14 protein-coding genes are annotated in these 19,472 nt (G+C 40.1%); 6 read left to right on the top strand and 8 right to left on the bottom strand.

What is annotated here, in order from left to right:
- Positions 1 to 4: 4 nt before the first annotated feature.
- The 3 genes from DVR12_RS05320 to DVR12_RS05310 form a co-directional block, all read right to left on the bottom strand.
- Positions 5 to 1,489, bottom strand: coding sequence for a tetratricopeptide repeat protein (locus DVR12_RS05320; RefSeq protein ID WP_116974434.1), 1,485 nt, complete (start codon positions 1,487 to 1,489; stop codon positions 5 to 7).
- Between the two features lie 321 nt (positions 1,490 to 1,810).
- Positions 1,811 to 2,563 (bottom strand): zinc ribbon domain-containing protein, encoded by a 753-nt coding sequence (locus DVR12_RS05315; RefSeq protein ID WP_116974433.1) that lies wholly within the window; start codon positions 2,561 to 2,563, stop codon positions 1,811 to 1,813.
- A 3-nt stretch (positions 2,564 to 2,566) separates the two neighbouring features.
- On the bottom strand, positions 2,567 to 3,661 hold the full coding sequence (locus DVR12_RS05310) for a Nif3-like dinuclear metal center hexameric protein (protein ID WP_116974432.1): 1,095 nt from the start codon (positions 3,659 to 3,661) through the stop codon (positions 2,567 to 2,569).
- 49 nt (positions 3,662 to 3,710) lie between these two features.
- On the opposite strand from DVR12_RS05310, the gene DVR12_RS05305 reads away from it, so the two are divergent.
- On the top strand, positions 3,711 to 5,222 hold the full coding sequence (locus DVR12_RS05305) for a carboxypeptidase M32 (protein WP_116974431.1): 1,512 nt from the start codon (positions 3,711 to 3,713) through the stop codon (positions 5,220 to 5,222).
- A gap of 64 nt (positions 5,223 to 5,286) precedes the next feature.
- Here DVR12_RS05305 and DVR12_RS05300 read toward each other — a convergent pair whose 3' ends face one another.
- Both DVR12_RS05300 and DVR12_RS05295 read right to left on the bottom strand, forming a co-directional pair.
- Complete coding sequence (locus tag DVR12_RS05300; protein WP_116974430.1) at positions 5,287 to 5,982, bottom strand: rhodanese-like domain-containing protein; 696 nt, start codon at positions 5,980 to 5,982, stop codon at positions 5,287 to 5,289.
- Positions 5,964 to 6,569 (bottom strand): methyltransferase domain-containing protein, encoded by a 606-nt coding sequence (locus DVR12_RS05295; protein WP_116974429.1) that lies wholly within the window; start codon positions 6,567 to 6,569, stop codon positions 5,964 to 5,966. Before DVR12_RS05295 ends, DVR12_RS05300 begins: the two co-directional genes overlap by 19 nt.
- A 132-nt stretch (positions 6,570 to 6,701) precedes the next feature.
- On the opposite strand from DVR12_RS05295, the gene DVR12_RS05290 reads away from it, so the two are divergent.
- The 4 genes from DVR12_RS05290 to DVR12_RS05275 all read left to right on the top strand — a co-directional run bounded on the left by DVR12_RS05290 (position 6,702) and on the right by DVR12_RS05275 (position 16,051).
- Positions 6,702 to 11,537: a PKD domain-containing protein gene (locus DVR12_RS05290; RefSeq protein ID WP_116974428.1), complete on the top strand. Its 4,836-nt coding sequence runs from the start codon at positions 6,702 to 6,704 to the stop codon at positions 11,535 to 11,537.
- Positions 11,538 to 11,612: 75 nt separating this feature from the next.
- Complete coding sequence (locus DVR12_RS05285) at positions 11,613 to 14,462, top strand: PKD domain-containing protein (protein ID WP_116974427.1); 2,850 nt, start codon at positions 11,613 to 11,615, stop codon at positions 14,460 to 14,462.
- Between the two features lie 19 nt (positions 14,463 to 14,481).
- Positions 14,482 to 15,510 carry a PorP/SprF family type IX secretion system membrane protein gene (locus tag DVR12_RS05280; protein ID WP_116974426.1) on the top strand — a complete coding sequence of 343 codons (1,029 nt, stop codon included), beginning with the start codon at positions 14,482 to 14,484 and terminating at the stop codon, positions 15,508 to 15,510.
- A 187-nt stretch (positions 15,511 to 15,697) separates the two neighbouring features.
- A complete protein-coding gene (locus DVR12_RS05275; RefSeq protein WP_116974425.1) occupies positions 15,698 to 16,051 on the top strand; it encodes a T9SS type A sorting domain-containing protein in 354 nt (117 codons plus the stop codon).
- 72 nt (positions 16,052 to 16,123) lie between these two features.
- On the opposite strand, the gene DVR12_RS05270 is transcribed toward DVR12_RS05275, so the two are convergent.
- From DVR12_RS05270 to DVR12_RS05260, 3 genes are all read right to left on the bottom strand, one after another.
- Positions 16,124 to 16,585 (bottom strand): response regulator, encoded by a 462-nt coding sequence (locus tag DVR12_RS05270; RefSeq protein WP_116974424.1) that lies wholly within the window; start codon positions 16,583 to 16,585, stop codon positions 16,124 to 16,126.
- 133 nt (positions 16,586 to 16,718) lie between these two features.
- Complete coding sequence (locus DVR12_RS05265; protein WP_116974423.1) at positions 16,719 to 17,456, bottom strand: hypothetical protein; 738 nt, start codon at positions 17,454 to 17,456, stop codon at positions 16,719 to 16,721.
- A gap of 118 nt (positions 17,457 to 17,574) precedes the next feature.
- Entirely contained in the window at positions 17,575 to 18,747 is a 1,173-nt protein-coding gene (locus DVR12_RS05260) for a class I SAM-dependent rRNA methyltransferase (RefSeq protein ID WP_116974422.1), read from the bottom strand.
- Between the two features lie 162 nt (positions 18,748 to 18,909).
- Between DVR12_RS05260 and DVR12_RS05255 the strand changes: the two genes are divergently transcribed.
- Entirely contained in the window at positions 18,910 to 19,461 is a 552-nt protein-coding gene (locus DVR12_RS05255) for a nucleotide exchange factor GrpE (protein WP_233522135.1), read from the top strand.
- The last annotated feature ends 11 nt before the right edge of the window (positions 19,462 to 19,472 follow it).

The raw sequence follows: 19,472 nt of genomic DNA, 5'->3' as shown, positions 1-19,472 counted from the left end.
TAGGTCAGGATCCGCTCAACCGCTGTAGCCCGGCTTTGGCTCTTTGGTCGAGGGAGTTTTTATAATCATGCCCTTTCATGTTCAGACATTGCTGATAACATTCCTGGGCTTTGGTTTTATCTCTACGTTTTTCGTATATGTATCCCATTTGGAGGGCTGCTCTTGCAGCATAGTATTCAGGGCGGTTGCTCCCTACCTTTACTGTGGCCTCGTACATGGTAATTGCCTGATCATCCTGTCCGTTTTCATCATAAATACGGCCTAGTCGATAAGCATATTCCAGTTTATCTTCTAAAGCGGTGAATTCGGAAACTTTTTTGGATAAGAGCAAAGTTAAGGCCTTGTTGAAAAATCCTCCATCGCTTAGTAATCTAACTCTAAGTAAAAAAGGATTAGGCCATTTAGTTGTTTTAGCTTCTTTCAAAGCCTGTTTGTCTGCATCGGTTTCGGTTCCGCCTTTAGTCAGGATCATTGCCCGGTATTTATTGGCCATTGCCTGATTTCCTTCCAGAAAATAGAACCAGCTAAGGCGTTGCAGACATTCTTTCACATAAAATTTACCTTTAAAACTATTAATGAATTTTTCAAGATAAACATGCGCATCGGGATCCAGTCTGCTGAGTTTTAGTAACCCAACTACATAATTATAATATTCAATATCAGCGTATTCCGGCGTATCGTTTCTTTCCTCCATTACCTTCAATCCCATGGCAGCTTTCTGATTGTTTAATGCCAGGTTAGCCACCATTAAGGCAAACAGGTAGTTATTTTTAGTATCTAACTGTTTTCTTTGCAAAAATGCCCAGGTTTCTTCGGGCTTATTCACAATAAACAATGTGAGATAGCAGTAATAGTAATAAGACTCTTCCCTGAATAATTTTGCTTCCGGAGCGCCGCTTTCAATAAACTTGTTCACATTGGCCATTCCTTGTTTAATGCTTCCTTTCAGGCCCAGGATGTTGGTAATCCATTTATAACCTTCGGGGATAGTTCCAAACACTGTTTGCATGGCTCCCATCAATAAATTATTAGGAACGAAATCAGGGAATTTCTGCTGGTTTTCTTTCAGGAGCATATAAGCTTTCCGTACTTCCCAGGTAGCATCCCATTTTTCGTCGAATTTAATTTTGATCATCGCCCATTGAAACTTGATAGCAGCTTGCGTATACAAGTAGTAGGGAGAATCTGACGAGCCTTCCTCCATTTTACTTAATCGGAAAGAACGCATACTTCTTTTACGGGAATATTCTGAAGGGTCTTCATTAAAGAAGAGCGTAAAAAAGTCTGCATAATTATCCAGGAAATAGGGTGCTAAATTATCAGGATGTTCTCTTTTTTCTGCCTCCAGCAAAGCTCTACCTGCGTTTAGCCGTAGCTGCATGATAGCATCATAGGCTTGTTCACAGCGAGGATTAAAATCGTAGACTTTCTGTCTGGCGCTAACATTCAATACATTCAGCAATAGCAACAAAGAAAAAATAATACGCATAAGGGCAAGTATTCCTACAATTAATGGTCAAATCTCACATAATCGCTGCACATCCCAAAAACAATTCACAATTTATGCCTAATCGCTTATCCAATTCCCTGCCATAAAATAAAAGAACTTTTACGCATGCTACCTGCGTAGTGGCAGGCTGGCACAAAGCTAATAAATTTAGTAAAACAAAACTAAAAATATTGGGAAAAAATATAAAGCGTAAAAATTCCTTTAATTATAACTACAGAAATAAAAGAAAGTTCTGGCATGAAAAAACGGTTAACAGCTATAAGCCATTAACCGTTTAAAATACTGTTTGTCTGTCGTTTATTAAATAGTGACAGTGGCATCCAGGTCGTTATCTACCAGGATACGGCCACAATGTTCACAAACGATAATTTTCTTGTGTTGACGAATTTCAGCCTGACGTTGAGGAGGAATCGCATTGAAGCAACCACCGCAGGAATCACGCTCTACTGTTACCACAGCCAGACCGTTACGGTAATTTTTACGGATTTTCTCGTAAGCCTGCAATAAGCGTGGATCTACTTTAGTTTTAGCTTCCTCACTTTCTTTGCGATAAGCTTTCTCTTCTTTATCTGTTTCAGCTATGATCTTTTCTAGTTCGCCTTTCTTGTGCTTAAGGTTAGCTTCTTTGTCAGCAATCGCTTTCTTAGCCATTTCCAGGACTCTGCTCTTATCCTTAATCTCTTCATTGGCATCTTTAATATGCTTTTCTGCCAATTTGATTTCAAGGGCCTGCATTTCCATTTCCTTGGTAATTGCTTCAAACTCACGGTTATTCTTTACATTGTCTTGCTGCTTCTCATACTTCTTGATCAGCGCTTCCGCATCTTTGATAGCGTTTTTCTTGCTGGCAACGAAGTCTTGAATTCCTTTCACCTCGTTTTCAATGTGTGCCTGACGGGTATTTAAACCTTCGATCTCGTCTTCCAGGTCTTTTACCTCCATCGGCAACTCCCCTTTCAACACCTGGATTCCATCCAGCTTGGAATCAATCTTCTGCAATCTGAGTACAGAGGCTAATTTTTCTTCAACGGAGTATTCTTTTACAGTTGCCATGTATTATAAATAATTTACCGGGTTTGTTTTAATCGTAGATTTTAGAGGCGCAAAATTACGGAATTTTTCAGTCAATATATGATAAAATAATTCCACTGTAAACTGCTCGCTCTCAAAATGTCCGATATCTGCTATAATTAATTGATTTTCAGCATCAAAAAATTCGTGATACTTAAAGTCTGAAGAAACAAAGGCATCCGCTCCCGAACTAATCGCCGACTTTAATAAAAAGCTGCCGGCACCTCCACATAACGCCACTTTCTTAACCTGCTTACCTCTCAACGGGGTATATCTTACGCATCCCGCCCCAAATCGATCCTTTACCAGCTGCAAAAAGGCCATCTCATCCATAGCCTCCGGTAAAAGCCCTACCATTCCCGAACCAACCTGCGAATAAGCATTCTCCAAAGCCACTATATCATATGCCACCTCCTCATACGGATGATGACTTAACAGGGCCTGCAAAATTTTGCCTTCCAAATATACCGGAAAAATTACTTCCAATTTTATTTCTGCTTCAAAATGTCTCTGACCCTGAACCCCTACATAAGGATCTGTTCCCTCCCCCGCTTTAAAAGTTCCTTCTCCTGCCCCGTTAAAACTACACTCACTATAGTTTCCAATATGCCCGGCCCCTGCTTCAAATAAAGCCGATCTCACCTTTTCTGCCTCCGCCTGTGGCACAAATGTGTATAACTTCTTCAACAGCCCCTTCTTTGGCTGTAAAACACGGTAATCTGTCAACCCCAGCCTGGCCGACATTTCCATACATACCCCATTCCTCACATTATCCAGATTCGTATGAGCCGCATAAACCGCTATATCGTTTTTAATAGCTTTTATAGCCACCCTTTCAACATAATTCTTTCCATTAATCTTCTTTAATCCCCCAAATACTATCGGATGATGCGCAATCACCAAATTGCACCCCTTCGCTATTGCCTCGTCTATTACGGCTTCCGTGGTATCTAAGGTTAGCAGCACCTGGGTCACCTCCGTTTGCGGATCCCCGAAAATTAACCCGGCATTATCATAGCTCTCCTGATAAACCGGTGGAGCATAAGCTTCTATAACCTGAATAATCTCTTTTATCTTCATATCTCGGAAAATTATAGCATCAACCTAAATTTGTAAAAAATTATTTTTTATGGCTGGCAACAAATCTACAGCAGAACAATATGCAGATTATAAAATAAAAATGCAAAAAATCGCAGATGTTAAAAATGCGATTGCTGTACTGGGATGGGATCAGGAAACCTACCTGCCCGAAAAAGGCGCCGAATTCAGAGGACAACAAATCACTACTCTCAGCGGTATTGCCCATGAATTATTTACGTCGCCAGACCTTGAACAGATCATCCGATCTCTGCACCAAAACTCCGATCTTAACCCAGTGGAGCTGAAAAATGTTGAGCTTTCTCTCGAAGATGTGGAAAAAAATAAAAAATACCCGGCCGAACTGGTCGCCGCCCTTTCCAATATTACAAACGAATGCTATCATGCATGGATAAAAGCCAGGAAAGCAAATGACTACCAGATCTATGCTCCTGCTCTTGCCAAAATGGTGGACCTGAAAAAACAGGAAGCCGAACTGCTGGGATATACCGGTCACCCTTATAATGCCCTGCTCAATGAATATGAGAAAGGCATGACCACCACTGAACTGGATGCTATCTTCAAAGAGGTTAAGACTTCCCTGGTTCCCCTACTCGAAGAAATTGAGCTGAAACCTGAAATAAACAAGGATTTCCTACATCTCCATTATGGGAAAGATGCTCAATGGAACTACGGTATTACCCTGCTTAAACAAATGGGATATGATATGAAGGCCGGTAGACAGGATATTTCCGAACACCCGTTCACTACCAGCTTTAACCCACTGGATGTCAGAGTTACCACCAGAATTGATGAAAACGATTTTGGCAATATGACCTGGAGCTGCATTCATGAAGGCGGACATGCACTTTACGAACAAGGCCTGCCAACCGATGAATATGGCCTCCCCTGCGGAGAAGCCACCAGTCTGGGAATTCATGAATCTCAATCACGCCTCTGGGAAAACAATGTTGGCAGAAGCCTCAATTTCTGGCAATCCCGTTATCCACAACTCCAGGAATTATTCCCTGGAAATCTGCGTACCGTATCACTGCACGACTTCTATAAGGCTATTAATAAAGTACAGTCATCCCTCATTCGTACCGAAGCCGATGAATTGACCTACCATTTCCACATCATGATCAGGTATGAAATTGAGAAGGGGCTGCTGGACGGAAGTATTGATGTGAAAGATCTTAATCATGTTTGGAATGAGTACTATCAGCAATATTTGCATATCAAGGTACCTAATGATGCGCAAGGCATCTTACAGGATATACATTGGTCTCATGGCAGCTTTGGATATTTCCCAACTTATTCTTTAGGAAGTTTCTATGCTGCACAGTTTTTTGAAGCTGCACAAAAACAGGTTCCGGGTTTGGATGAAAGTATCTCAACCGGCGATTACCAACCACTCCTGACCTGGTTACATACGAATATCCATCCGTTTGGCAGGTTTTATACCTCTAACGAATTATGTAAGCGGGTTACAGGAAAGCCACTGGAGTTCAGTGCTTTCATGAACTATGCAAAAAAGAAATACAGTGGTATTTATAGCTTATAAATTTTTCAACATAAAAAAGACCAGAGCAGTTTTGCGCTGGTCTTTTTTTATGTTGATGATAGCATTATATAGTTACATGCTGCTCTAATTCTTTCAATTCCAATACGCCCTGTTTTCTCCAAACTTCTTTCCCGTCTTTATATATGATGAAAGTAGGCAAAGTAGTAGCATTGATTGATTTCATTATTTCTGTATCCTTTCCTCCGTCTACCAACACCTTTTTTACATTCTTATGTGAGTTGAAGAATTTTTCCAATACAGGTTCCATCTGCCGGCAGGGAGGGCACCATTTAGCACCAACGTCTGTAAGCACATAACCTTTTGCGGCTATAGCCTTGTTATAATCTTCAATGCTTTGCTGAGATTTGCTGTCTGTTACTCCATCCAGCCCTTTACCGGCTTGTTTCCAGGCATTTATACCCCCTTGAAGCTCCACCACATTGGCAAATCCATTTTCGCGCATCCATTTGGCAGCGGCACTGCTTCTGCCGCCACTAAGGCAATAAACATATACCGGCTTCTGCTTATCCAGATATTGAACTCTTGACTTAAACTCATCCTGCTTTGTATAATCTGCCTGTAAAGCGTTGGGTAAATGACCTGTACTAAACTCACCGGCTGTACGCACATCAAATATTTGTACACCAGCCTGTTGAATCCCTTTCTCAAAAGCAACAGCATCAATGCTGCCAGATTGTTGGGCTACTAACGTGGACGTGGAACACAGTGCTATTGCAACTGCTAATACGAATTGTCGCATAGGTGTTTGATTTTCGGCATTAAGTTAATAAACAATTCACAACCCTTACGGGCAGGGTGAGAATTGTAACACGGTTGTAATGTCTTTATGTCAAATAATGTTGAGAATAATTTTTCATATTCTTCCTGGCTACCTCCAAAAGGCGGGCCACTTTGTTCGAATGTTCTGTCGAAAAGCACACCTGCCAGATGGCCACCAGGCTTCAGCAACGAATACATATGTGCAGCATATTCTGGTCTTTTTGCCGGATCAATCGCACAAAAGAAGGTCTGTTCCAGCACCAGGTCATATGATCCTGTATGTTCAAAGAAATCGCCGCAGATCACCTTTATTCGTGTATGCTTAAATTGTTCCTGTAGCTTTTCTACTAAAGACGGAGCAATATCAATTACTGTAACATCACCAAAAGCCTGACTTGCCAGATAGGCGGCTTCATAGCTATTTCCTCCACCAGGAATCATAATACTCAAATCCTTATTATGGATCTGATCTATATATGATTTTAAAGGAGGTGATACTACTCCCATATCCCACCCGGTTTCGTGATGCAAATACCTGTTATCCCAATATTGACTGTCCAAATTCATCTTAGTACTTTCTGCAAAGTTACGGTCATTCGGTTATATACATTAAACTAATGCGTTTTACAAACATTATTATTATTTTTATACTTTGAACATACCTATGACCGAACCGGCCCCTTGGCCATCCTATGTCAAATGAAAAACCTACTTCGAATTTTTTTATATAGCCTGATGCTTATTGTATTGGCATTCAATGCCAAGGCACAAACAGTTTCAATACAGGCAGATAAAATGGCAGGATGTCCGCCATTTCTTGTTAATTTCAGTGCAACTGCTGATCCCGGATATCAGAAACTGGAATGGAGCTTTGGACTTGGCGCCAATGTTATCAACGAGTTAAATCCTTCCAAATCTTTTCAGAACCCTGGTATCTATCATGTTACCCTAACAGCTACCTATCCGGGTGTTGTGATTACCCGGCAATTGGATATTCAGGTTTATAACAAACCAACCGTAAAAATAAATGCCCTGAATCTTTCCGGCTGTGCACCATTTATGGCTTCATTTACCGACCAGTCTATCCCTGGAGATGGAAGCATTAAAAGTATTACCTGGGATTTCGGTGATGGAAGCGGAGCTACAGGTCCTAATGCCGCACATACATATACGCAGGCAGGAACTTATAATGTGATCAGCATTGTTACCAACACTATGAATTGTAGCAGCAATGGTGATCCGGTACCAATTAAAGTGGAAAGTGCTCCAACACCTTCATTTACAGCCGATAAAACACAAAGCTGTACAGCTCCTTTAACAGTCAACTTCTTCAATTCTACTGTTAATAATTCTCCTGACCCGGTTACCTATACCTATGATTATGGAGATGGTACTACTGGTCAGGATTTCCAACATACTTATACCCAGGAAGGAAGATACACCGTTACACTTACTGCCCATACTCCTTCCTGCTCCAAACCTCTGGTAAAGAAGGATTATATAGTCATAGAAAAAATAAAACCCTCTTTTACAGCATCTAATCAATGTGCCGGCCAATCTGTGATCTTTACCAATACTACTATGCCTATTCCTGCAAATGTATTATGGACTTTCCCGGATGGCACTACACAATTTACCAACAATGCAGTTAAACAGTTTAATGCACCGGGTGATTATATCATTAAAATGAAAGCAACAATTGGAGCTTGTGAAGAGGAAATCACCCAAACAATTCATATAAACCCATCACCAACAATTGATCCTGTTGCTACGCCACAAAGTTCATGTACCGCTCCTTTCACCACTCAATTCAATGCTCAGTCGGCCAATGCTACTTCCTGGAACTGGACGTTTGGTGATGGCAGTACTTCTAATGCTGAAAATCCACCGCATACCTACACTCAACCTGGCAGCTATAGCATCAGCCTTAAGGCTACCAACGCCGAAGGTTGTACGCAAACAATCAGTAAAACCAACTATATAAGTATTGTGCAGCCACAAGCAACTATACAGCCTGATGTAATTGAAGGTTGTATTCCTCTGGCTGTAAATTTTAATGCAAGCATCAATATTCCAGAACCAATTGCCAGTTATGAATGGGATTTTGGAGATGGAACTACCGGCACAGGAAGTCCGGTTTCCCATACTTATATTAATGAAGGAGATTTTATCGTAACCGTAAAAATCAAAACCCAAAGTGGATGTGAAGCTACTACTACCACCGCTCTTCAGGCGGGAACCATGCCTATTATTGACTTTACCGCCAACCCGCTTAAGTCTTGTGCCAAAGACCCCATTCAATTTACCAACAATTCAACTCCTGTAAATGAAACTGTATGGATATGGGATTTTCCACAAGACAATAGCAGCAGTTCAGAACGAAATCCCAATCACACATTTAATGTAATCGGGAGTCATGATGTGATTCTAACGGCCATCCACAAGGGATGTCAAAATCAACTGGTTAAACTGGACTATATCCAGATTATCCCACCAATTGCTAATTTCACTACAGCTCCGGACTGTGTTAATCCTTATCACAGGAAATTCACTGATAATTCAACATTTGGGCCTATTCCTACACCTGTTAAAACCTGGTATTGGGAATTTGGAGAAAATGGGGCTACCTCCACTGATCCAAATCCCGATTTCACCTACACTACAACCGGCGATAAAGTAGTAACACTGACGATCGACAATGGCGTATGTACTTCTACTCACAGTGAAACTATTCATATCATTGACGAAATACCAGTAATCGCTACAGCGAAAAATAGTGCATGTATAGGCGAACCTGTAAATATTACATTAGGCCCATTGATCGCATCTAACATTCAGGACTATACGTGGGATTGGGGATACAACTTCCTTGAATATATACCAGGCGCTAATTTCGACCCAACACAGGGTAGAAGCAATACCTACACTACTCCCGGCCAATATAATATAGTATTATCGATCACCGATAACAATAATTGTGTTCGTACTTCCAACGCTTTAAGTGTAACCATAAATGGTCCCGTTCCGGATTTTGATTTTACAGGAAAGCTCTGTAAAAATGAACCTTTAACATTTACTGATCATTCAACTACCAATACCGGCAATCAATTAACCGACTGGCATTGGGAGTTTGGAGATGGAAATACCACTGATAATACTACAGGAGCAAATGTTACCCATGCATATATAAATGATAACAACTATACTGTTAAACTTACGCTGACAGATAAATTTGGTTGTAAAGCATTTACCACCAAGCCCGTAAAGTTCGAAAAAATAAAAGCCGATTTTACAGCGCCATCAAATATTGCCTGTAAGGATAAGACATTCGATTTCATGGATCAATCTACCGGCACCATTAAAGATTATGTCTGGGATTTCGGTGATAATACTACGGGAACAGGAGTACAACCGGTTAAGAAGTATTCGGTTCCGGGCAACTATGATGTAACATTAAGTATTCTCAGCGTTTATGGATGTACAGATCAGATTACTAAACCGGCTTTTATAACTGTACCCGATCCGCAGGCCAGTTTCACAGTTCCTTCAGACCTGGATTTATGTCCACCGGTGAAAGTACTTTTCACCAACACTTCTACCGATTTCAAATCAGCCTTGTGGGAGTTCGGAGATAATGGTATATCTACCAAAAATGATCCTGACGAACATATTTATACCAGGGCAATAACCTATAATGTAAAACTTACAGTGTATGCCGATGGAGGCTGTACCAGCAGCACCACCCTGCCAATCACTATTAAAGGGCCTGATGGAGCAATGAAAGCAACTCCAACACAGGGATGTGTGCCAATGGATATAAGCATTAGTGCTACTGCTGCCAAGACTAACAAATATATGTGGGATTTTGACGACGGTTCCGTGTTAATAACCAATACCCCAACTTCTCCTGCACATACTTATACGAAGCCTGGAATTTATTATCCAAGAGTATCACTGGAAGATGATCAGGGATGTATTGTTAAAGCCCAGGGTAATGACAAGATTATAGTAGATTATGCGAAAGCAGATTTCAGCATAGACAATTTCAGTGCATGTGGAGGCGGATTAATCACGTTCCCTAACAACAGCAAGACACTTACTAATGATTCGCTCGGATTACCATTCATCAATGCATGGGATTATGGAGTTTCCGGAGCTCCGGATAACAACGGTACTACACTGGATGGCTCCTTTAATTATCCACAACCCGGAGCTGCCAATGTAACACTACAAATTACCAGTGCCTATGGTTGTAAAGACCAGATGACGCTGCCCTTAACGATTCCTACACAATCGAAAGCTACAATAGATCCTATAAATCCGCTTTGTGTAAGTGGACAAATACAGTTATCCGGGATCGATGACAGTCATTTACCTACCGCCAAATGGATCTGGAGAGTGGGCAGCAATACCTATAATCAGGTAGTGCCGCCACTGATTTCATTAACTGCTCCGGGTAATATACCAGTATCTCTGACCATTACCAATGAGGATGGCTCCTGCCCTTCGGTTGCCAATAGCACGATGGTGGTTAATCCATCGCCAGATTTAAATCTAACTCCTACCACCGCTACTATTTGTAAAGGCGCTGCCTTACAACTGAATGCATTAACAAACAATAATGTAAATGTTGTCTGGACAGATTATAAGATCTCTGATCCCTATGATTTGCATCCAATGGTTACACCAGATATTGATACTACCTACAGCGTTGTAGCAACTAACCAATATGGATGTACGAATACCGGAAAAATAGGCATCAAGGTTAATCAACCTTTTAAAATTTATGCAGTAGATCAGGAAATTTGTCAGGGAGAAAGTGTTCAAATGCAGACCGGAGGCGCATTGACTTATAAATGGATTCCAGACAGGGGGCTTAATCGAAGTGATATTGCCAATCCGGTTGCCAAGCCAGATGGGAACATAACTTACCAGGTAGTAGGCTATAACGATAATACCTGTTTTACAGATACTGTTTTAGCAAGAATTTATGTTCGCACCGCTCCAACGATTGATCTGGGGCCGGATATAGTTTTGCCAACAGGGTCGGTACTACAAATACCAGCTAAGGCAAGTGAAGATATTATTAGCACTGAATGGTCGCCACAAACCGGATTAAGCTGTTATAATTGCCTTACTCCTACAACTACACTAACAGGAAATATTACCTATCGTGTAAAAGTGACTAACAGATTTGGTTGTACGGCTACGGATGAATTGAAAATATCTACTGTCTGCGAAACCGGTAATGTATTTATTCCTAATACCTTTTCTCCTAATGGAGATGGGATGAATGATATATTTTATGTTCGGGGGCAAGGGATGCAGACCATCCGGGCCTTCAAAATATTCAACCGCTGGGGACAGTTGATTTTTGAGCGATATAATAGCAATACCAATGATGCTTCCAAAGGGTGGGATGGTAAATTCAAAGGACAGCCACTTAATCCGGATGTATTTGTTTACTATGTTGAAATTGTGTGTGATAAAGGAGAAGTAACACTTATAAAAGGTAATGTTACACTCATCAAGTAATAAAAAAACGAGGTAATCATATATATTTTTTGTTAATTTGTATAATTAATCGTAAATGGAAAACCTGTGTACCCTATGAAATACCTACAGGCAAAGTGTTTATGGACTTTTCTGGTTTTTATTCTTTCTGTAAGCAATGTGTTGGCGCAGAAGGCCGACTTTAGTTATACGGCATCATCGGCCAATTTGTGTACGCCAGTGGAATTGACATTCAAAAATACCAGTACTGGCACCGCATTAGGGTACAAATGGGATTTTGGGGATGGACGTACATCGACTGAACCTAATCCACAAATTACTTTCACGACTGGGGGCATAAAAAGAATTACACTTGAAGCACAGTATTATACACCAGGAGGTATTAATACCAGTAGTTATTATAAGGATATTACCATCGGTGGTACACCTGTCATCAGTTTTTCAGCCGATGTTACCAAAAGCTGTAAAACGTATACTGCTAATTTTACCGATGCTACTCCTAATATCGCCACCCGGGTTTGGGATTTTGGCGATGGAACAACGCTTACAACAAGTAATCCGTATATTCAGCATGCCTATACGAAAGCAGGTAAATTTGATGTAACGCTTACTGTTACATCAAGTAGTGGATGCCAGGCTACTCTTAAAAAAACAGAATATATAGACATATCCCTGCCAGACGTAGTGCTGAGCAGTCCTGTATCCGGTTGTGTACCATACAATGCAGTATTTACAGCTACTTCTACTAATTCTACCAATGATCCTACCACCTCTTATACCTGGAATTTCGGGGATGGTCAAACTGTGACTCAATCTGGTGGAAATCTAACGCATCAGTACACTCAAACAGGCACCTATGATGTTGGAGTAACTATTACTACAGGTAGCGGATGTACTGTTACAAAAACATTTTCCAAACAAGTACGTACTGGCAATCCTCCTGGCAACGTAAGTTTCACATTGGCACCAACGGCTGCTTGCGTTGGCGAACCGGTAAGATTAATTGCCAGCGCCAGGTATGCGGATAGTTATAGCTGGGATTTTGGTGATGGTCAGACGCTAATTGGTCTGGAAAATGATATCAGACATAATTTCAATGCCAATGGTACTTTAACTGTAAATATGAAGGCAGGCAACAATGGTTGCTATATCGCTGCAACTCCTGCTACCGTTGATATTACAGGTCCAATATCCCAGTTCAATGTCATTCGTGACTGTAATAATAAAAGTCAGTTCATCTTTACCAATAGCTCGAGTGGTATTACTGCCAACACTAATTTTGAATGGGATTTCGGAGATAATACTCCAATTGTAAAAAGCAGAGATGCTTCGCATATATATACTGTTCCTGGTGATTATACTGTCAGACTTACAATTAGTGAGAATGGCAAAGCGTGTTCACATAGTAGTTATCAGAAGATTTACTATTTCATTCCCGACTTCACTTCAGGGGTAAATGCTATATGCCGTGGAACTAAAGCAACCTATGAAGTATTAAACGTGCCTTTAGGGCTGGTTTCGAGCTATACATGGAACTTTGGAGATGGCACCTCCATGACAACTACCAGTCAAACGCAAATCAAAACCTGGAACAATGCCGGATTATTTGCGAATCAGTTAGTTATTCATTATAAAGATCCGGCGTATTGCGATGATGTTGTTACTAAAACAAATGATATTAATATTCTCGCACCACAGGCCAACTTCACAACCAGCTCGTTGCTGTGTGCTGGTCAGCCTGTGACCTTTGTGAATCAAACGATTCCATCACCCAATATTCCAATTGCAAACTGGCAATGGGATCTGGGCAATGGACGTAGCTCTACCGCCCTGACACCACCACCTGATACCAAATTTAGTGCATCCGGAAATCAGTCTGTTAAACTGGTAGTGGTAGATGCCCGTAATTGCAAGGATTCCATTACCAAATCCATCAACATCAATCCAACTCCATTTGTAAAAGCAAATGCAGCACAATCAAAAATCTGTGAAGGCAATAGTGTTTCCCTGAAGGCAATTTCTGATGGTACAGTTCAATGGCTTACAACAACCAATATTAGTTGCAACTTCTGCACAGATGCAATTGCCAATCCAACTACCAATACAAGGTATATAGTACAGGCATCCAACGTTTACGGATGTATGATGAAGGACTCAACAGATATTACTGTAGTTCCGAAAGTAAACCTCACCGTAAGTAATGATACTATTGCATGTTACGGAAGCTCAGTACAGTTGAAAGCTGCTGGTGCAGCCTACTATAAATGGACGCCGGTATTAGGATTAACCAACGATAATGTGGCAGATCCGGTAACCACTCCAATTGAAGACATTACCTATCAGGTAACAGGAACCAATGATCCTATTTGCCCGATGAGCGCACCGTTATCAGTAAAAGTGGAAGTTAAACCAGTGCCACAGGTATACGCAGGGAAAGACCAGACGGTGATGGTTGGAAGCATCGTTTCATTGCGGGCAAGCGGTAGCCCGGATGTTATAAAATACACCTGGTCACCAACCGAGTACCTCGATAATCCTAATACCCCTTACGCTATAGCAGCGGTTCGTAAACCCATGACTTATAGCGTTACGGGAACCAACCAATATGGGTGTAAGAAAAGTGATGTTGTAAATATAGACCTTGTCTGCAACTCGGATGTGATGTATATCCCTAATACTTTTAGTCCTAATGGAGATGGCGTAAACGATATCTTCTATGTAAGAGGAAAGGGAATCAATTTCATCAAGTCATTCCGGATTTTCAATCGTTTAGGACAGGAAGTCTTTCATCGTGAGAAAATAAATATTGATGATATCAATGCCGGATGGAATGGCAACTATAACGGAAAGCCGATGCCAGCAGATGTTTACATCTACTTTGTTGAAGCTTATTGCGATACGAATGAATTTTTCCAATTAAAAGGGAATGTAACCTTACTCAGATAAACCAATTAACCTGGATAACATGAAAACCATATGCCGGATACTACTGATTGCCTGCCTTTTAGGTGTAAAGTCTTTGTATGCCCAGGATATACATTTATCTCAATTCTACGAAACGCCGATTTTAAGAAACCCGGCGCTGATAGGTATATTTAATGGAGATGTGCGTGTACAGGCTGTTTACAGAAATCAATGGAACAGCGTAACAGTACCTTACCAGACAGGTACCTTGAGCGGAGAAATCAAATTTCCGATAGGCAGGGGAAATGATTACCTGACAGCAGGATTGCAATTTACCTACGACAGAGCGGGTACTTCAAAATTGCAGGCTACCCAGGTATTGCCGGCACTGAACTATCATAAATCCTTAAATGAGGATAAGAGCAGTTTCCTATCGCTTGGTTTTATGGGAGGATTGGTACAACGGCAGTTTGATCTTACCCGGATGACATTCAACAACCAGTATACGGGCGGGCGGTTTGATGCTGCTGCCGCTACGGGAGAGGAAGGTAAATTAGCTCTCAAAGGCTATTCTTATCTTGATGCCGGAGTTGGATTAAGTTATAATAGTGTAATTGGGGAAGATGTAAATTACTTTATTGGAGCCGGATATTTTCACTTTAACCGCCCTAAGATTTCCTTTTATAATGATAAAAACATTGAGTTAAACCCAAAGATTACCTTTAATGCGGGGATTACGATACCTGTAGAAGAGCGGGTAAAGGTAATTGCCCAGTACAATCAATTACATCAGGGTACTTATTCTGAGTTTATTGGTGGGGCATTAATTGGATATGGGTTGATGGATCGTGGATTAGAATCCACAAGAGCGATTTATGGGGGTATTTTTCTGAGATGGAATGACGCAATTATACCTACTGTTAAGTTGGATATGGACAAGTATGAGATTGCTATGAGTTATGATACGAATATTTCCCAGCTAAAAACGGCGAGTCAGAGCTTTGGAGGGTTTGAAATATCATTGGTTTTCAAAGGATTTTTGAATAGTAGGAACTCGACTTTGGAGAGTGTGAACTGTCCGCGTTTTTAACTACTTGATTTTCAATATGTAACGAAAAATCTTTTCAAGCGTTAAATTTAACATAAAAAATAACGAGAGATTAACAAAATGGCCTGCCGTTTGTTATTTTTACAAGGTGTGCAATGTCCTTAGATGGGAGGAAATTATCAAACGAAAATTAGGATATATTTGAATAAAATTTTATTTTTATAGTACTATGTGGAAAACCTCTACCCTACTTCTCATAATGGTTTTTAGCCTGACGTCATTTATTGGCAAGGCTCAAAGCGATAAAACCCAACCTAATACGGATGGGGGTAGTAAGATTGTGAAGTTATATCCCAACCCCGCTACCACGATTATCAATTTCGAAATTCAACAGCATAATAACGATCGTTTGTACGATCTTATTGTATATAATTTTCTGGGAAAGAAAATTGAGCAGTTGAAAGGCATTAGTAATAGAACAACTGTAAGTCTGGATAACTATTACAATGGCCTGTATATTTTCCAGCTGCGCGATCAGCGAGGGAATCTGATTGAATCGGGGAAGTTTAATGTGATAAAATAAAGTAACTTATATAAAAGGTGAAGGGCTTAAGTTGTAATACTTAAGCCCTTCGCCTTTTTGGGATTTAGATGATTAATTTAACATTTCTTTGTTGTCAATCCAGGTTCTTATATCAACCAAACCTAGTTCAACATTGCCTAGTCGTGAATCTACATTACCCAGTCGTGACTCTACTTTATACAATCGAGATTCTACACTATTTAATCCATACTTAACTAATCCAACCTCTGATTCTAAGACTGATAATCTATCATCTATTTTATCAATTCTCTCATCCATTTTATCAAATCTCTCATCCATTCTATCAAACCTCGCATCCATTCTATCAAACCTCGCATCCATTCTATCAAACCTCGCATCCATTTTATCAAATCTCTCATCCATTTTATCAAATCTCTCATCCATTCTATCAAGTCTCGCATCCATTCTATCAAACCTCGCATCCATTTTGTCAAACCTCTCTTCAAATCCGCTCATTTTAGTGGCTACGGTTTCCATCAATACCGAAATCATTTTGAACTGATCTTCTGACATAAAATAATTTTTTATGGTAATAAAATTCGTGATTAACAGAGCGAATTTATTCTGAAAAACATATTCAATGATGAATCCTGAACATAGAAATTTTTTAATACTATAAAAATGAGAAAATTGGTTACAAGCTGAATCACTTGATATTATTGCGATCCAGCCGTTCTATCATTGAGAGGTTTTCTTTCTTTAGCTCTATGATATAGAGTGTTAGTTCTTCTATTTTCTTTAATAAAATTTTATTCATATCTCCTAAATCAACCTCTTCAGTTTTTCGTATATCCGTTTCCGATGGTACTTCCGGTAAGTGTTTATTCTTTTCAATAAACGCTGCTACTTCCAGGATATCCATCAACTGATAATCTTTACCAAAAACATAGTCTGGCCATTCCGTAGCTGTGACTCTGAGCCTTTTTGCCTTTATATCACCATTTACGGCTAGTTTAACATTTGGTGTACTGGTTCCAATACCAACGTTTCCATTCGAAAGTATCCTGATTCTTTCTGTTCCCAATGTTCCAAATACTATATTACGATCCATATCCGGAGTTGTTGAATATCCCGAAATATCAATATAGGTTTTTGCTGAGGCATTTGAACCTCCTCCTGCACTTAATCTAAAAAATCCATCATCTAAATCCGCTCTGTTAGGACTCATTGCTCTAATCTCTCCTCTGGCTGTACCTGCAGTAATTGCAGGACGAGGATTTCCCGAACCGACTAAAGACCAGATAGCTATTGAACCATTAACAGTTAAAGCTCCAGCAGATGTACGTGTGCCTATTAATACATTTCCAGAATCCGGGAAATTATTTTGTGCCTTTGCGTGTAATGCTGCTACTCCAATTAGAAGTAATAGAAAAATTCTTTTCATGATAAATTGGTATAGGTTAAATTTGAATTGTGAGAAATGTGGTTAACACTAGCTATAAATGTAAAAAAAATCTCCCTTAGAAAGGGAGACTTTTTTTTAGATGCTTATCTACTATTTTTTAAGATACTTCTACTATTAGAAACTTCAGATACGTTGTATTATCAACGTTTCGAAGAATTGGGTGATCCTGGGCCTGGGCCTGGAAAGTAACCTGTTTCAATCTTTTCCTGGCGTCACGTGCGGCTGCATCAACGGTCTGTAAAAACAGGTCTGGTGATACAAGATTAGTACAGGATGCTGTTACCAGAAAACCTCCCGGTTTCAGTAATTTCATTCCTCGCAAATTAATCTCCTTATATCCTGTCACAGCTTTTTGAATGTTCTCACGGCTCTTTGTGAAAGCAGGAGGATCAAGCATTACAACGTCAAATTTTTTGTCTTCTTTAGTCCATTGCTTTAATTGATCGAATGCATTCAATGCTTCAAACTTACAGATATCGTCGAGTCCATTTAATGTTGCATTTTTTCTGGCAGTTTGAATGGCAGTTTCAGAAATATCTAATCCCAACACGCTTTTAGCGCCATAGTAACCAGCATGGCAGGAGAAAGTACCGGTATAGCAGAAAGCTTCTACTACATCTGCACCTTTAACGATGTTCTTAATTTCTCTGCGATTATCCTGTTGATCCAGGAAGTAGCCGGTTTTTTGTCCGTTTACTATATCTACATGAAATTTTAAACCATTTTCATTAATGATGATATTTGTATCGAAAGGAGCGCTTAAAAACCCTTTTTGCTGGCTCATTCCCTCTAATTCGCGTACTGGCACATCATTTCTTTCGTATATTCCTTTAGGTTGGAAAATACGATTCAGTGCCGCAACAATGGCCGGTTTCCATCTTTCAATGCCCAATGCAAGGGTTTGCAACACCAGGTAATCGTTGAACTTATCAATTACCAAAGCCGGTAAATCATCTGCTTCTCCAAAAACCAAGCGGCAGTTTTCCACATATCCTATCTTTTGGCGATACTGCCAGCATTTCAGAATACGTTGATAAAAGAATTCATCGTTTATTACTTCATTCCTGTCGCGGGTCAGAATGCGCACCAGGATTTGAGATTGCGGGTTTATATATCCTCTACCCACAAAGGTGCCTTTATGAGTAAATACCTCCACTATATCTCCAGGGGTTACGTCACCTTTGATTTCGGCTACTTCATTACCAAAAACCCAGGGGTGGCCTAGCAGCACCCTGCTTTTTATTTGTTTCTTTAAAAAAACTTTCGTCATTGACTATAATTCGAAGCGGCAAAGTTCCCACTTTATTTTGGGATTTTTGAATTTATAAAAGAACAGCTGACTGAACTACTTAAAAATTCTGCCTTTTTGTCGGCAAATTCCCTATTGGCAAAGAAATTGACTGAAATGGTATGCAGACAATTATTACTTATTATGGCAGAAAACGAAAAAGACATGCAGACAAACGGTCAGGCTACCGACAGTGAAAACGAAAACAGCATGCCCGAAGAAAACATGAGCAATAATTCAGGTGAAAGCGAGCTGGAAAAGAAGGAACAGGAAATAAGTGAGTTGCGTGATAAATATCTGAGATTGCAGGCTGAATTCGATAATTATAGAAAACGTACAGCAAAAGAAAAGATGGAACTGCTGCAAACCGCAGGTAAGGAAGTTATCGTATCTTTGCTCGATGTTTTAGATGATAGCGATAGGGCTATTAAGCAACTGGAAAATACAACTGATGTTGAAGCAGTTAAAGATGGTGTTAAATTAGTATTTAACAAGCTAAAAAACACCTTGCAAGCCAAAGGGCTTAAGCCAATGGAGAGTATAGACACTCCTTTTGACCCGGATCTGCACGATGCAATTACCGAAATTCCTGCTCCAACCCCGGAACAATCCGGCAAAGTAGTGGACGTATTGCAACCAGGATATTACCTGAATGACAAATTAATCCGTCATGCAAAGGTAATTGTAGGCAAATAAAGTGACGATGT

Origin of the sequence: Chitinophaga silvatica (assembly GCF_003419895.1) — a bacterium.
Lineage (GTDB): Bacteria > Bacteroidota > Bacteroidia > Chitinophagales > Chitinophagaceae > Chitinophaga > Chitinophaga silvatica.
This window is presented reverse-complemented; position numbering and strand designations above follow the sequence as displayed.